This window comes from Sporolactobacillus mangiferae (assembly GCF_023336505.1).
In the GTDB taxonomy this organism is placed as follows: Bacteria; Bacillota; Bacilli; order Bacillales; family Sporolactobacillaceae; genus Sporolactobacillus; species Sporolactobacillus mangiferae.
Genome location: NZ_JAMAST010000017.1, coordinates 20,975 through 34,775, shown reverse-complemented (window position 1 = coordinate 34,775; position 13,801 = coordinate 20,975). Strand labels below are relative to the sequence as shown.

The following is a 13,801-nucleotide window of genomic DNA, read 5'->3' as shown; positions in this document are numbered from 1 at the left end:
CAGGTAGGCACCCCTTATCATACCGGCCAAGTATTTCAAAGTTCTGTGCCAGCCATCCCCTCTTTCCCACTCAAGGCAGGCTACGCTGTTCGCTTTCCCCTAACGAAGTACTTACGTAACAGGTTTTCCACACAGTCATTGCCAAAAGCAAACAACGTATGTGTCTCCACGGGCGCAGGGTCTTCGCCCACATGCCGTTGCGGATCGCCCTACGCCCTTTACTCCCAGCACAAGCCCAAAGCTGGGCGCCTTAAGCCGGCACCAGGAACTTCATCGATGTGCCCTTTGACGGATTTTTAGCCCCGTCTTCAAGCGAAGTAGAGTGACTAGAATACTGCACCTTCAATTATTGCAATTTAGTTTATCACAAAATTGTCAAACACTCAATCAATACATGCAAATCAATGGGTGCGTTCAAGTAAATACAGCGCCAGATCATTCAGCAGGCTGCTTTCACAATTTATACGCTTCAACTGTTCGATGGCGGCATAAATTTCCTGTGAAAGCTTTTCTTTTGCGCCTGTCATCCCAAGCAAGCTGACGTATGTATTCTTATGATTCGCGACATCGCTGCCAATCGGTTTCCCCAGTTTCTTTTCATCACCGACAATGTCAAGAATATCGTCGCCAATTTGGAAAGCCAGTCCCAGATGCTCCGCATAACGCACCAGAGTACTGTAGATCTCTTTTTCCACTTTGGCAATCACCGCAGCTGCTTCAACAGGGAACCGCAGCAATTTCCCGGTTTTTCTTCTATGGACAAGAATTAAGTCCTGCAGACTCAATGTCTTTTCTTCCGCTTCGATATCATCCTCCTGACCACCGACCATACCCTCAGGTCCGGCTGCACTTGCCAGCAAGCTAATCATTTCCGTTCGGGTTTCGAGTTCCAGCATCCGGTCCTCTGCAATGATTTGAAAGGCCGAGGTCAGCAGACCATCACCGGCCAATATAGCTGTCGCTTCTCCAAATACACAATGATTTGTCGGTTTTCCGCGACGCAGGTCATCATTATCCATTGCCGGAAGATCATCGTGAATCAGCGAATACGTGTGAATCATCTCAAGCCCAATAGCCGTTCGGAGCCCAAGGTTTTCATTTTTTCCAAGCATATTCAATGTCGCAAAAATCAAAATTGGACGGATCCTTTTGCCGCCTGCTTCCAGTGAATATCGCATGGCCTGCTTTAATTTAGGAGTGATTGGTGCATCCTGAAAAATCAATGACAGTTGCGTGTCAAACCATTTTCTTTTCTCAGACATAAAGGTTTTTAAAGTAGCGTTCACTGTTCCACATTCCCTTGAACTGAAAAGGGTTCAGGATTCCCGTCCGTTCCAATCAGCCGATCCATTTGTTTCTCAACAGATTGAAGTTTCTCGTGGCAGAGTTTAGAGAGTGCCATGCCTTTTTGAAACAGCCCGATCGCCTTCTCCAATGGGACATCACTTTCCTCCAGTTGCTTTACAATTTGTTCCAGATTCTCCATTGCTTCTTCAAATGCCAATTCTTTTGAATTTTCTTCTGCTTGCTCACTCATGTATGTTCTCCTCCTCAATGCCCCAAACCTGGCAGTCGATTTTCCCGTCGTGCAGCTGGAGGCAAAGCTTTTCACCAGGTGCTGTATCATGTACCGACTTGATGAGATGATCTGCTTCATTGAATGCCAGTCCATAGCCCCGGCCCATAATACTGAGCGGGCTTACGCTGTTCAACTGCGCAGTCATATGCGCAAAATGATTTTTTCGATCCCTGAGGTAAATCTTAAACGTATGCATAAGCTGCTGTCTACGCTCTGCCAGTGTGTATTCTGCCTGCCGGATCAATTGCTGCGGATTGCTCTGCCCGAGCAGACGACGAAGCATGATCAGCCGTTCGCGCTTACGAAGCATTTGATTCTGTACGGCATTGTTCAGCAGATTGATCACTCTGTCATATTCCTGTTCTTTTTGAAGAATCAGCTGTCTCGGATAGCGAAATGCATATGATTGCCGGATACGCTGCAGTCGGACATTAAGCGTGCGGACTTGTCCCAGCAGAGCCTGAGTCAGACGAGTCTGCAAATTTTTGATTCTCAGATCAAGATCCGCACGATTCGGTACTGCAAACTCACCAGCTGCTGTAGGTGTTGGCGCGCGTTTATCTGCAACGAAATCAGCGATAGTAAAATCAGTTTCATGGCCAACAGCAGAAATCACAGGGATTTTCGAACTGAATATTGCCTCTGCCACGATTTCTTCGTTAAATGCCCAAAGATCCTCAATCGATCCGCCACCGCGACCAACAATTAAAACATCAAGTTGTGTGAACTGATTCGCCTGCTCAATAGCTGCCGCGATCGATGGGGCAGCTGCGGCTCCCTGAACGAGCACCGGAAAAACCGTTATTCTGGCAGCAGGGAATCTTCTTTTTATTGTCGTAAACAGATCCCGTATTGCAGCACCGGTCGTAGAGGTCACAATGCCTACTTCATAGGGTATCGCAGGAATCGGTTTTTTTAATGAAGGATCAAACATGCCTTTTTCCTGAAGCTTCTTTTTTAATGCTTCAAAGGCAAGATAAAGTCTGCCTAATCCATCCTGTTCCATATCGCGAATATAAATCTGGTATTCTCCATATGGTTCATACACGGCGACCGATCCCTGTATGAGCACCTTCATTCCGTCTTCAGGCTCAAAATTTAACCGGCGCGCGTTTCCAGCAAACATAACGGCACGGATTCTTGCATTTTTATCTTTAATTGTTAAGTATAGATGTCCGCGTGAATGGCGCTTGAAATTAGATATTTCCCCGCGCAGCCATACATCCTGCAGTACATCGTCAGTCTCCATGAGTTGCTTGATATACCGAGTCAATTTTGTCACGCTTATATAATGATCGTTTTCCATCACAATCAGCTGCCCTTTTTGCGCTGCTGTTCAGCCGCAATTAATGTATGTTCCAAAAGCATGACACGAGTCATCGGTCCAACACCGCCGGGAACCGGCGTAATCAATGATGCCTTGTTTTTAACTTCTTCAAATGCAACATCACCGACAAGGTTTCCTTCAGCGCTCCGAGTCATGCCAACGTCTATGACAATCGCGCCCGGTTTAATGTCCCCCGCATGAAACAAAGCCTCTTTTCCTGTTGCTGCAACCAGAATATCCGCCTGCCTTGTATACTGGAAAAGCTGCCTGGTTCTCGAGTGACAAATGGTCACCGTCGCATCCTGATTTAAAAAAAGAAGGGCGAGAGGTTTACCGACGACCGTGCTGCGTCCGGCAATCACCACGTGCTGACCGGATACAGAAACACCGGTTTCCCTTATCATTTCAATGATGCCTGCCGCTGTACAGGGGACAAAGCCACCCTCATTGGCGGCCACTTTCCCGATGTTAACCGGGTGAAATCCGTCAATATCTTTTTCCGGGCCAATCGTCTGAGCAACTTTCCATTTGGAGATGTGCTCAGGAAGCGGCAGCTGAATAAGCATGCCGTGAATATGATCATCGACATTCAACGCTCTGATCTCACGGAGCAACTGCTCTTCTGTAACATTTTCCGAAAAACGAATAACCTCCGAATGGATACCTACTTCTATGCAGTCACGAACTTTTCCTCTGACATACGCCTCAGAAGCAGGATCGCTTCCAATCGAAATAACGGCCAGCCCTGGTATCATTCCCTGTCTTTTCAAAATATTTATGTGTGCCTTTATCGCTTGCCTTTTCGCAGCTGCAATGGCTTTTCCATCGATTAGCTTGGCCACCATCGTTTGACCCGTCCCCTACCTTTTTTTCGTCTCCATTTCCTTGGAAATACCTGATAAAACACCGTTGACAAAAATTCTTGTCTGCTCGTCACTGAAAACCTTGCAAAGCTCAACAGCTTCATTAACTGTCACGGTAACCGGAACATCGTCCATAAACAGCATTTCACCAACCGCAAGTCTAAGAATCGCTTTATCAATATTTCCAACACGGGTGAGTGACCAATTCTGCAAATGCCTGCTAATCAGTCGATCAATTTCCTTATCGTGCGCCAGAACCTGATCCAGTAACTGATTGACAAAAGGATCAATCGGTTGTCCGCCCTCATTGAGCGCTTCCAGTGCAGTCGTGCGATCCGTGCCGCTGAGTGACATTTGAAACAGGGCTTGTAGAGCCATCTTGCGTGCGTCTCGTCGATTCATGCTTATTCCCCCTCCTTTGCTGATCGTTATTAAGCCTTAGCACAGATAGAAGCGCCTCCGCTCTATACTGCAGGCTGCATAAGGTTATGCACTGGATCCAGTTCTAAAAAATTTTTAAATGACGTGTACCTGATCAATTTCGTCTGTAAAAACAATGCAATGATACGATCTTCCAGCATAAGACGCATGCAATCACAAAAGAACATTATGCCCATTTTGCACGCATATGAAGAAGAGACTGTCCCAAAAGGTACTGAACTTTATACTGCGCTCCGATTGCTCGTATCAACAGGGCCGACGCGGACGATCAAGGAGGCTCCTCGTCAGATCCTACAACGCCTGCGAGGTCCACTTTGGCTCGTGATCAACAGGAACATCCCGCAGGAGTCCGCTACCCGCGCACGTAAAAGATGTCCCATTGTCAATAGACTTTTGAGACATCCTCTTTTCAGCCTTCTGAGATGTTACTGTCTTTATGCTGGAAATGGATGCCGACGACATGAATGTTGATTTCGTGAACGTCGAGCGCAGTCATTCGTTTCAGTGCCTGAGCAATATTTTCTTGTACCCTTCCCGCAACGTCCGGAATTGAGACTCCGTAATTCATCGTTAACTGTACATCAATGGTAATGCCGTCATCATTTAAATCCACTTTTACGCCCTTCCGATAATTACGGCCGCTCAGTTTCTCAACCATTCCTGAAGCAAAATGGCCATGCATATCGCTGACACCAACCACTTCTACTGCCGCAAGGCTTGCAATCACCTCAATAACTTCTGGAGAAATTTCAATTCTCCCCAGATCCTCCTGCTGTTCTTCAACTTCAATTGACCGATTTTCATTTTCAGGCATGTGTCACACACCTCCATAGTTAGCTCTGTTCATTTAACGGATATTTTTCCAAAAACTTGGTATTAAAATTACCGCTCACAAACACAGGATGCTGAAGCAATCTAAGGTGAAAAGGAATGGTGGTCTTGATTCCTTCAATCACATATTCGTCCAGTGCCCGCTGCATGATGTTAATTGCGTCTTCACGTGTTTTTCCATAGGCAATAACTTTGGCAACCATGGAATCATAGTAAGGGGGTATAAAATAACCCTGATAGGCTGCCGAATCAATGCGTACGCCGGGACCGCCCGGAGCTAAATAGGTCTCCACACGCCCGCAGGAAGGCATAAAGTTCTTTTCCGGATCTTCAGCATTGATGCGGCATTCAATCGCATGTCCGTTTAACCGGACTGCCTCCTGATCTATAGAAAGCGGCTCCCCCGAAGCGATACGAATTTGCTCCTTGACCAGATCGAGACCGGTTACTGATTCGGTCACTCCGTGTTCCACCTGAATTCTCGTATTCATTTCCATGAAATAGAATGACCCGCTTGGTTCATAGATAAATTCAATTGTGCCGGCACCCCGATAGTTTACTGCGCGAGCGGCACGCACCGCCGCCATACCCATTTCACGACGTTTCGCTTCATTCAAAGCCGGTGAAGGAGACTCCTCAAGCAGTTTTTGTAATCGTCTCTGAATCGTGCAGTCTCGCTCGCCGAGATGGATCACATGCCCCTGGCTATCCGCAAGCACCTGGATCTCTACATGACGGAAATCCTCAATATATTTTTCAATGTAGACTCCGGAATTGCCGAATGAAGTATCTGCTTCCTGCTGCGTAATCGTAATGCCATGACGCAGTTCTTCTTCGTTTCTGGCAACCCGGATGCCCTTTCCGCCACCGCCGGCCGTCGCCTTGATTAAGACCGGATATCCTATATCGCCGGCAATCTTTACTCCGTCTTCCACATTGCCGATGACTCCGTTCGATCCGGGAACAACCGGCACACCGGCATTTTTCATCGTTTGTTTTGCGACATCCTTAATCCCCATTTTATTAATGGCGTCCGAAGTAGGCCCTATAAATATAAGATTACATTCCTCGCACATTTCAGCAAAATCCGCGTTCTCGGAAAGGAATCCATATCCCGGATGAACCGCATCGCAGCCGGTAAGTGTCGCAACACTGATCATGTTCGTGTAACTCAGATAGCTGTCTCTTGGGGCGTTCGGGCCAATACAGTAGGCCTCGTCAGCAAGCTGGACATGCAACGCGTCCTTATCCGCCTGAGAATAGACCGCAACGGTCTCTACCCCCAATTCTTTGCATGCGCGGATAATTCTAACCGCAATCTCTCCTCTATTTGCAATTAAAACTTTTTTTATCATGAATGTATGAACTCCTTAATCTTCCCTGACTAGAAATAATGGCTGCCCGTATTCAACAAGTTGACCGTCCTCTGCGAGAATATCAACGATGGTTCCCTTGCAGTCCGCCTCAATCTCATTGAATAGTTTCATTGCTTCGATAATGCAGACCACTGATTTCTTGTCAATCTTCGATCCTTTTTGAACAAAAGCATCCGCATCCGGTGATGACGAAGAATAAAAAGTCCCTACCATTGGGGCCGTAATTCGATGCAGTGATGCTTCCTCCGCTTTATCAGCGTTTACTGTCTGCTCCTCAGGCGCACTTTGCTGAGCAAAAGGCTGCGGCTGCGCCGGTACCTGAATTGGCGCAGATTCGGGAATCGCTTGAACAACGGTCTTGCCGGCAAATGCATCGGCCTTCCTCAAAGTCACTTTCGCATCATCCGACTCAAACTTCAGTTCACTGATCGAAGATGAATCCATCTCCTTTATTAATGCTTTTATTTCTTCAATAGTCAACAAAACCAGCACTCCTTTGTCCGTACCTTTGTTCCCAATTATAGCATATCATCGATCGTTTTTCGGAATCAACAATCATCCGTTCACCAATAATCAGGCAAAGGTTTTCGTCTGTTTACAGGCACTGTTAAACGTCACCGCTTGAAAAACAGCATGCTTCTTTAACACAACCTATAATTAAATATCAACAACTTGTACGCACTCATGCAGCAAAATGTTTCTTACAGCATACAAAAAAACTGCTGCAGATGATTGCAACAGTTTCTATTCTACCGAATTTCAAGCTAAAAATCTTCTCTAATTTCCATAGTTGTCATTTTTCGTTTAACGCATAGGTAACACTGACTACTCTGCCTGTTCCCAGATACTCATTTGTCAATTGGATCAGATTGTTCGCCTGCTTATCAGTTAATTTATTTGAGTCCACAAAAATTTGAACCTGGCTTCCACTCGTTTTCACAACACTGTTTTTAAACCCCTTGGACCGAATCACATCTTCAAGCATTTTTTCACTGTCCGCCAATGACTTCAAAGTGGACATCTGATCATATGCTGCACTGATTTCCTTTGCAGAACTGCTTTTTGAGGCAATGACGCTTTCATACTTTTTTTCAAGCTGTGCACGTTCATCATTCTTGCTTAATTCAATATCAGCCAGTTTTGCAGCCACGGCACTTACGTTCGCATCGGTAGATTTACCGTTCTTTACATCAGCTGATACAGACTGTGCTTCCTGTGCAGATGGTTTGGCTTCCTGACCTGAATGACTGCCTGAAGTGGACAAAGCATAGACCGACAGAACCACAATTAAGCTTAACATTGTAAGCAGCCAGATCGTTTGTTTTTTTAACATTTGGATTGCCTCCTCATTCATTTTTATCCAATACTTCAACCTTATAAGTAGGGATGTCCAAAACCGTCGCAACTGCATTCATGATCTGTACTTTAATGGTTGGCTCGGCAGCTCCCTGTGCAACGACGATGACACCACGAACCGTCGGCTGTTCCTTCCCGATAACAACCGGTGCCTTATTGCCATCACGATCAATCATCACAACTTCCGTGTCCTCATTCCGTTCGTTCACTTCACGCTTCCCGCCGTTTCGATCCGTCTCGCTTGTCTGATTATCTTGTGTCTTAGTATTATTTTGATAGATGTTCTTTTCTGTTGAGGCAAACGTGACCATCACCGATACATTGGATACACCACGGATTTGTTCTAATATATTTTTCAGATTTTGATTCACATAGGATTCATATTTTTCAATCGTCGTTGACGCATTCTGGCTGCCGCCAGCCTTGATCTCCGACAAATCTTTGGAATCCTTGCTGCTGAATACTGTTTTGCTTTCCTGCGTTGCGGAGGAAGGTTTTCCTGAGAAAAAATGATTTGCCGTGAGCAGCGCCATGCCGACCAGTGCCAGCATCACAAGTTTTACAAACGTATTTTTTGTATTTTTTGTAAACTTTCCGTCATGGTCCTGATTACCGAAAATCATTTGCAGCATAGGTTTGATCCATCGCATCTCGGGTTAACCCCCTCCTTCAGTATTTATTTTGATGAGGCCCGGATCAAGCGCCCATCGTTTGCCAAGGAAGGAGCGGACGCCGCTCAGCTTTTTGTATTCATATTTCTTACTTTCAGGCACATGTCTCGCTTTACCTATGTTGATTGAAACACTTTTAACGGGTTGAATGGTCTGACTTCCTGATTCTTGGCCGCCTGAATCTGTATCTGCTTTGCCCACAGTGACCGTAACCTTGTCCAAAGAAAATTCTTGTCCGGTATTTTTTTTTGCAGTAAGTGCCAAATGGGTGATCTGCAATCCGTATTTCTCATTCAACTCCTCCTTCACTTGATTCTTCATCTGGACAACCACTTGTTCTTGAATATATGCGGCTTGATCCTTTTGTATCTCACTTTTTTGCCGGTATGTTTCATTTTTTACGGATCCGTTGTACCGCTCCGTATTCAGATCTCCAAGAAGACTATTTGGATCCACATGGAACAGCCGGATGACAGGATCCAAAAGCGCAACAATGAGTACAAGCCCAATAACAAACTTGATGTATTTTTGAAATGCTCCGGCCGGTATAAGTAACTCGAGAATAACGGCAAAGAGAACGATCAAAACAACTTCTGATACCCAATGGACGAGATAGTTCATATTAAAAATCCCCCCTATCGAACCATCAGCGAGAGATTTCCCGACGCAATGATGATCGTGATTGCAAGAAAGAACATCAGTGAAACAACGGCAAGCGAAGCAAAAAGATAAAAAACACTTTTCGCCATAATAACAAGGCAATCGATAACCGGTCCGCCACCAAGCGGCTGAAGGACCGCCGCTGCCAGATTGTATATAAATGCGAGTGACAGAATTTTTATAAGTGGAAAAATAGTTATGCAAATCAAAATAAGTAAGCCGGCGATACCAACCGTATTCTTAAGTAACACGGATGCGCCCATAATTGTGTCCGCTGCCTCTGTAAACATTCGCCCAACAACAGGAATAAAATTTCCTGTAAAAAACTTTGCCGATTTCACCATCAGTCCGTCAGATATGGCTGTTGCCGCTCCCTGAACTGAAATCACACCTAGAAAAACGGCGAAAAAACCAGCTAAAGTAAAGAGCGCTACGTTTTTCAAAAGGTCACTCAGCCTTGTCAGTTTGTAATGGTCAGAAAGGGTACTGACAATTGCGAGCAATGCGGACAGGATCAGCATGGGAATGACAAAGGATGAAATCAGCCAGCCGGATGCATTCACAAGAAAGATCACAAGTGGATGAAAAAAGGCAACCGATGCCATACCTCCCGTAACAGCAGTCAACGCAAAAATAAGCGGAATGAGTGCAACAAGAAAATGGCTCATCGTATTCACCGTATCATTCATATAGGTAATGACAAGGTGAAAACTGTTGAGGAGAAGAATGATCAGCACCATTGTCACAACGATATAAGCAACCTTTGATACTGCTTTATGCTCAAATGCAGACTGAATGGTCTGAAGCAATGTGGAGAAGACGGTAAGTAAAATCAGCGTGCCAAGAAGCTTACTGCTCACCAGCAGTTCATGGAACAATGAATGTACCGCCCCGCTAATCAGCTGCTTAACAAAGCCCTGCTTATTTGAATGCACAAAATTTTTGAAACTCGGATCGGTCTCGGGAAGATAACCGCCATAATCGTTAACAACCTTTTTCCAATAGGTCTCGATCTGAGCAGTATCCAATTTATCCAGCTGCTGATCAGACCATTCTTTAACTGAATTACCTGACTGATCCGCATAAACCGGCTTGTCCGCACAAAAAATAAAAAACAGAACTGCCATGAAAATAAAAAGAACATGCAGACCATCTATCCTTTTGCGGACCGCCATTTTAACCACCTCCCATTTGCGGCATTAAATTCATAATCGTTTCAACGATCGCTGTCAAAATCGGAATTGCCATCACAAGAATAATGATCTTTCCTGCCAATTCAATTTTCCCTGCCATCGAGCCCTGGCCGGCATCTTTCGCAATTTGTGCCCCAAATTCCGATATATAAGCAATGCCAATGATTTTAATAATAGTAGCCACATAAACGTTATTTAAATGTGCATTTTTCGCCATGCTTTTTAACATATTCATGACCAGCTGAATCTGGTCGATCAACATCAATAAAATAAAGACACTCGCTGCAACTGAAACCACCAGCGCGAACACTTGATTTTTTTCCTTAAGTACGAGGGCGAGAAATGTGGCGGCGAGTCCCAGCCCGACGATCTGAAGTATATCCATTGGCCGTCTCCCCGTTACATGTTCAGAAATACCTGGCGTATTTTCTCAAACAGATCATCAATGAGCGTTGCAGCCATGTAGAGAATCACAATAAACCCGATTAATGTGACCCATTGCGCCCAGTCCTCTTTTCCCATTTGTTTTAAGACTGTCTGGATCATCGCAACAATAATACCGATGCCTGCAATTTGAAAAATCGTATTTACATCTAATGACACGGGGCCCCCTCCTCTCCCTCGCAGCACATGAAAGTCAGCTTTAATTTATGGATCTGTTAAAGAGTCATCTTGTATTCCATCATGTATTCAAAGTAAGACTTGTTCTTACACAAGTTCAGCAAACCAATGAATCAAAAAAGCAGCAGCAACGCTGAACAGAGCCTAACTTATAGAAATAACAGAACGATCAAAACTCCGGTTAAAACACCTAAACTTCGCATCATTTTCTCATTGGATTTCTGAGCCTGACGTGCATCTGACTCCTCGCGTGCCAAATGAGCGAGGGCGAGCTGAATATGCCTTTGCTGATTTTCTGCATCCTCCGCTCCAAGTGTTGAACCAAACTGGAGTATAATTTCTTTTTCGGGCTGCTTCATTGAGGTCCTCGTCCAAAATTGATGAACCGCTCGAATCCATGCATCCTGAAGTGGCAGGTCTTGTCCGTCCAGTAATTCTTTAAGTAAAGTAAAAAAATCTGAAAGCGGTACCGGCATTTGCCTGGACAGATCATCCGCCAGCTGATCAACAGGCACACGTCCATAGACAATTTCAGCTTCAATCGATTGAAGTGCCGAACGCCATTGACGGATTTCTCTTGGACGATCACGATATCGCCTGGCAAGCAGCAAGCCAATCGCAGTTGATGAAAACAGGATTAAGAGTGACCCTATGATCTTTATCACTGCCAGATCCCTTCTGTCGCAGACATCTTTCTACCTGACTGGTCCAGTATCGTAAGCCGGCAGCCCGTTTGTTCAACGTAACTTCGTCGCGAAAGGATCACATAACGGTCAAAAAGACGGGCATCGACAAGCGGCCGGATGGAAGGGCGCTGAGCAAGCTGTTCAAAGGTAAAGCCATGTGCGGTTGCAATAACCGAAACCCCGGCATTGAGTGCTTCAAAAAGGGCATCTGTATCTGCTTTGCCTCCAATTTCGTCAACAATAAGCACCTCAGGACTCATGGATCGGATCATCATCATCATCCCTTCCGCCTTTGGACAGGCATCCATAACATCCGTACGTGATCCTAATCGATTTTGCGGAACGCCGTTCACACAGCCGGCAATTTCCGAGCGCTCATCGACGATTGCCGTTTTACGTGATTGGATATATCGTTCAGGCATCCCTTCGCTCACAAGTCGTGCCAAATCTCTCAGCATCGTCGTTTTTCCTGTTTGCGGTGCGCCAATCAGAAGGGTATTGTACCATCGAAACCGATTATATAAATAAGGCACAAGCGGGAGAGCAGCACCGATCTTCTGTTTTGCAAGCCGAATATTAAAGAAGGTGACATCGCGCAGTCGAAGCACATGACCGTGTTCTGTCAATACCCGTCCGGCAAGTCCAATGCGGTGCCCTCCCTGAATCGTAACAAATCCGCGTTTTAGTTCTTCTTCCAGCGTGTACAATGAATATTTACTGATTTTTTGCAGCAGCTGCCTGGCCTGTTCTCTGTGGAAAATGGGAAGTTCGGTTCCTTCTGACGGTTTCCACCTTTTCCCTGATACAATCAGTTCAAGCGGCCTTTCCGTACGCAGGCGTATTTCTTCAAGCATTTCACGGTCATGTTCAGGCATCCGAAAGATGATTTGCTGAAAAGCTTCAGGTAGATAAGGAAGGATCTGTTTCAAGGACATTCACCTCGGATCAATGACTTGCGGCAGACAACTAATAAGTCCTCTTCAAAATATATGTCTGCTTGTACACAATATGATTGATACGTCGGCTCATGACAGATTCATTCTTATTCCAAGTCTCAATTTTTACCGTTGTGAATCACGTGAAAGAATACTTGTTAACCCATTAGAAAGCTTGGCTTTGCCAAGCCTTTGACACGGGCGAAGCCGCCGTCGCGACAGCCATGGACGGCCTAGTGTCCGATAAGCCGCAGGACGCGGCGTTTTTTCGGACCGCTTATACTATGTTCCTTAAATTTTATATACTTTCTTATAGTATTAGAAAAACCGGGCATAGCCCGGTCCTCCATCTCCAACCATGATTTATTGATGCCCAGGCAAGGCATTGTATTGTTTTGCTAGTTGCCTGCAGGGCACCATCTTATCCTTCTTTAACCTCTTAAAAAAACCAGCTTCCGAAGAAGCTGGTTTTGCATCGCATATCCATTTAGTTTAAGCAAAGAATCAATTACGCCCGGGAAACGTAAAGTCCGGAACGTGTATCAATAACGAGCTTATCGCCCTCATTTACAAAGAACGGAACCTGAACCACGTAGCCTGTTTCCAAAGTAGCTGGTTTTGATCCGCCGGATGCTGTATCTCCTTTAATGCCCGGCTCGGTAGCAGTCACTTCAAGGACCACCGTGTTCGGAAGGGCAACACCCAGGGTTTCACCTTCATAAGACTGGATGTTACACTCCATATTTTCTTTTAGAAAATTAAGCTGTTCTTTAATCTGGCTTTCATCCAGATCAATTTGTTCATAGGATTCCATATCCATAAATGTATAAGTGGGACCGCTTGAATACAAATATTGCATTTTTCGGTTTTCAATTCGTGCAGGGTTGACTTTTTCACCACCGCGGAATGTTTTTTCCTGAATGGCGCCGGTACGAAGATTTCTCAGTTTCGAACGAACAAATGCCGCACCTTTTCCCGGCTTGACATGCTGGAATTCAATAACGGATAATATATCTCCATCAACTTCAATCGTCAAGCCTGTTTTAAAATCGTTTACAGAAATCATAAGCTTCCTCCTTTAATGCATCGCTTGCAGCAGCGGGAAACCATGCACAGCATTCTTTCAAAAAGAATGCTGTGCATGAACACACTCATGAAAAAAGCATGCATTCACCTGAACGGAAAAAATGCATGAACAGAAATGTAACAGTGATTTACCCGCCCACATCAATGAACGACACGCAAAAAAATTCACTTTAGCC

At 45.2% G+C, this 13,801-nt stretch carries 17 protein-coding genes; all 17 read right to left on the bottom strand.

Annotated features, from left to right (window positions below; genetic code table 11):
* Positions 1–401 precede the first annotated feature (401 nt).
* A complete protein-coding gene (locus tag M3N64_RS11660; RefSeq protein WP_249102396.1) occupies positions 402–1,286 on the bottom strand; it encodes a polyprenyl synthetase family protein in 885 nt (294 codons plus the stop codon).
* Positions 1,283–1,537 (bottom strand): exodeoxyribonuclease VII small subunit, encoded by a 255-nt coding sequence (locus M3N64_RS11655; RefSeq protein ID WP_249102394.1) that lies wholly within the window; start codon positions 1,535–1,537, stop codon positions 1,283–1,285. The genes M3N64_RS11660 and M3N64_RS11655 overlap by 4 nt, the downstream gene beginning before the upstream one ends.
* Positions 1,530–2,885, bottom strand: coding sequence for an exodeoxyribonuclease VII large subunit (gene xseA, locus M3N64_RS11650; RefSeq protein WP_249102392.1), 1,356 nt, complete (start codon positions 2,883–2,885; stop codon positions 1,530–1,532). The genes M3N64_RS11655 and xseA overlap by 8 nt, the downstream gene beginning before the upstream one ends.
* A gap of 5 nt (positions 2,886–2,890) precedes the next feature.
* Positions 2,891–3,751, bottom strand: coding sequence for a bifunctional 5,10-methylenetetrahydrofolate dehydrogenase/5,10-methenyltetrahydrofolate cyclohydrolase (locus M3N64_RS11645; RefSeq protein ID WP_249102389.1), 861 nt, complete (start codon positions 3,749–3,751; stop codon positions 2,891–2,893).
* Positions 3,752–3,766: 15 nt separating this feature from the next.
* Entirely contained in the window at positions 3,767–4,171 is a 405-nt protein-coding gene (gene nusB, locus M3N64_RS11640; RefSeq protein WP_249102388.1) for a transcription antitermination factor NusB, read from the bottom strand.
* 448 nt (positions 4,172–4,619) lie between these two features.
* Complete coding sequence (locus M3N64_RS11635; RefSeq protein WP_249102386.1) at positions 4,620–5,024, bottom strand: Asp23/Gls24 family envelope stress response protein; 405 nt, start codon at positions 5,022–5,024, stop codon at positions 4,620–4,622.
* Positions 5,025–5,043: 19 nt separating this feature from the next.
* Positions 5,044–6,396 carry an acetyl-CoA carboxylase biotin carboxylase subunit gene (gene accC / locus M3N64_RS11630; RefSeq protein ID WP_249102385.1) on the bottom strand — a complete coding sequence of 451 codons (1,353 nt, stop codon included), beginning with the start codon at positions 6,394–6,396 and terminating at the stop codon, positions 5,044–5,046.
* A gap of 15 nt (positions 6,397–6,411) precedes the next feature.
* Positions 6,412–6,900, bottom strand: coding sequence for an acetyl-CoA carboxylase biotin carboxyl carrier protein (accB, locus tag M3N64_RS11625; protein WP_249102383.1), 489 nt, complete (start codon positions 6,898–6,900; stop codon positions 6,412–6,414).
* Positions 6,901–7,210: 310 nt separating this feature from the next.
* Complete coding sequence (locus M3N64_RS11620) at positions 7,211–7,750, bottom strand: SpoIIIAH-like family protein (RefSeq protein ID WP_283163431.1); 540 nt, start codon at positions 7,748–7,750, stop codon at positions 7,211–7,213.
* A 13-nt stretch (positions 7,751–7,763) separates the two neighbouring features.
* Positions 7,764–8,423: a stage III sporulation protein AG gene (gene spoIIIAG, locus M3N64_RS11610; RefSeq protein ID WP_249102381.1), complete on the bottom strand. Its 660-nt coding sequence runs from the start codon at positions 8,421–8,423 to the stop codon at positions 7,764–7,766.
* A 6-nt stretch (positions 8,424–8,429) separates the two neighbouring features.
* Positions 8,430–9,065, bottom strand: a complete 636-nt coding sequence (gene spoIIIAF / locus M3N64_RS11605) for a stage III sporulation protein AF (RefSeq protein WP_249102379.1) — start codon at positions 9,063–9,065, stop codon at positions 8,430–8,432.
* A 14-nt stretch (positions 9,066–9,079) separates the two neighbouring features.
* Entirely contained in the window at positions 9,080–10,279 is a 1,200-nt protein-coding gene (gene spoIIIAE, locus M3N64_RS11600) for a stage III sporulation protein AE (RefSeq protein WP_249102377.1), read from the bottom strand.
* A gap of 1 nt (position 10,280) precedes the next feature.
* Complete coding sequence (gene spoIIIAD / locus M3N64_RS11595) at positions 10,281–10,682, bottom strand: stage III sporulation protein AD (protein ID WP_249102375.1); 402 nt, start codon at positions 10,680–10,682, stop codon at positions 10,281–10,283.
* A gap of 14 nt (positions 10,683–10,696) precedes the next feature.
* A complete protein-coding gene (gene spoIIIAC, locus M3N64_RS11590; protein ID WP_249102373.1) occupies positions 10,697–10,900 on the bottom strand; it encodes a stage III sporulation protein AC in 204 nt (67 codons plus the stop codon).
* 167 nt (positions 10,901–11,067) lie between these two features.
* Entirely contained in the window at positions 11,068–11,583 is a 516-nt protein-coding gene (spoIIIAB, locus tag M3N64_RS11585) for a stage III sporulation protein SpoIIIAB (RefSeq protein ID WP_249102371.1), read from the bottom strand.
* Complete coding sequence (gene spoIIIAA, locus M3N64_RS11580) at positions 11,580–12,533, bottom strand: stage III sporulation protein AA (protein ID WP_438271020.1); 954 nt, start codon at positions 12,531–12,533, stop codon at positions 11,580–11,582. Before spoIIIAA ends, spoIIIAB begins: the two co-directional genes overlap by 4 nt.
* Before the next feature lie 514 nt (positions 12,534–13,047).
* Complete coding sequence (efp, locus tag M3N64_RS11575) at positions 13,048–13,605, bottom strand: elongation factor P (protein ID WP_249102368.1); 558 nt, start codon at positions 13,603–13,605, stop codon at positions 13,048–13,050.
* Between the last annotated feature and the right edge of the window lie 196 nt (positions 13,606–13,801).

What these genes read in the sequence shown, in the direction of transcription:
- spoIIIAF (WP_249102379.1), bottom strand. Translation starts at nt 9,065, where the DNA reads ATGAACTATCTCGTCCATTGGGTATCAGAAGTTGTTTTGATCGTTCTC.
- nusB (WP_249102388.1), bottom strand. Translation starts at nt 4,171, where the DNA reads ATGAATCGACGAGACGCACGCAAGATGGCTCTACAAGCCCTGTTTCAA.
- spoIIIAD (WP_249102375.1), bottom strand. Translation starts at nt 10,682, where the DNA reads ATGGATATACTTCAGATCGTCGGGCTGGGACTCGCCGCCACATTTCTC.
- spoIIIAE (WP_249102377.1), bottom strand. Translation starts at nt 10,279, where the DNA reads ATGGCGGTCCGCAAAAGGATAGATGGTCTGCATGTTCTTTTTATTTTC.
- accC (WP_249102385.1), bottom strand. Translation starts at nt 6,396, where the DNA reads ATGATAAAAAAAGTTTTAATTGCAAATAGAGGAGAGATTGCGGTTAGA.
- M3N64_RS11655 (WP_249102394.1), bottom strand. Translation starts at nt 1,537, where the DNA reads ATGAGTGAGCAAGCAGAAGAAAATTCAAAAGAATTGGCATTTGAAGAA.
- M3N64_RS11620 (WP_283163431.1), bottom strand. Translation starts at nt 7,750, where the DNA reads ATGTTAAAAAAACAAACGATCTGGCTGCTTACAATGTTAAGCTTAATT.
- M3N64_RS11635 (WP_249102386.1), bottom strand. Translation starts at nt 5,024, where the DNA reads ATGCCTGAAAATGAAAATCGGTCAATTGAAGTTGAAGAACAGCAGGAG.
- efp (WP_249102368.1), bottom strand. Translation starts at nt 13,605, where the DNA reads ATGATTTCTGTAAACGATTTTAAAACAGGCTTGACGATTGAAGTTGAT.
- spoIIIAG (WP_249102381.1), bottom strand. Translation starts at nt 8,423, where the DNA reads ATGCGATGGATCAAACCTATGCTGCAAATGATTTTCGGTAATCAGGAC.
- M3N64_RS11645 (WP_249102389.1), bottom strand. Translation starts at nt 3,751, where the DNA reads ATGGTGGCCAAGCTAATCGATGGAAAAGCCATTGCAGCTGCGAAAAGG.
- xseA (WP_249102392.1), bottom strand. Translation starts at nt 2,885, where the DNA reads ATGGAAAACGATCATTATATAAGCGTGACAAAATTGACTCGGTATATC.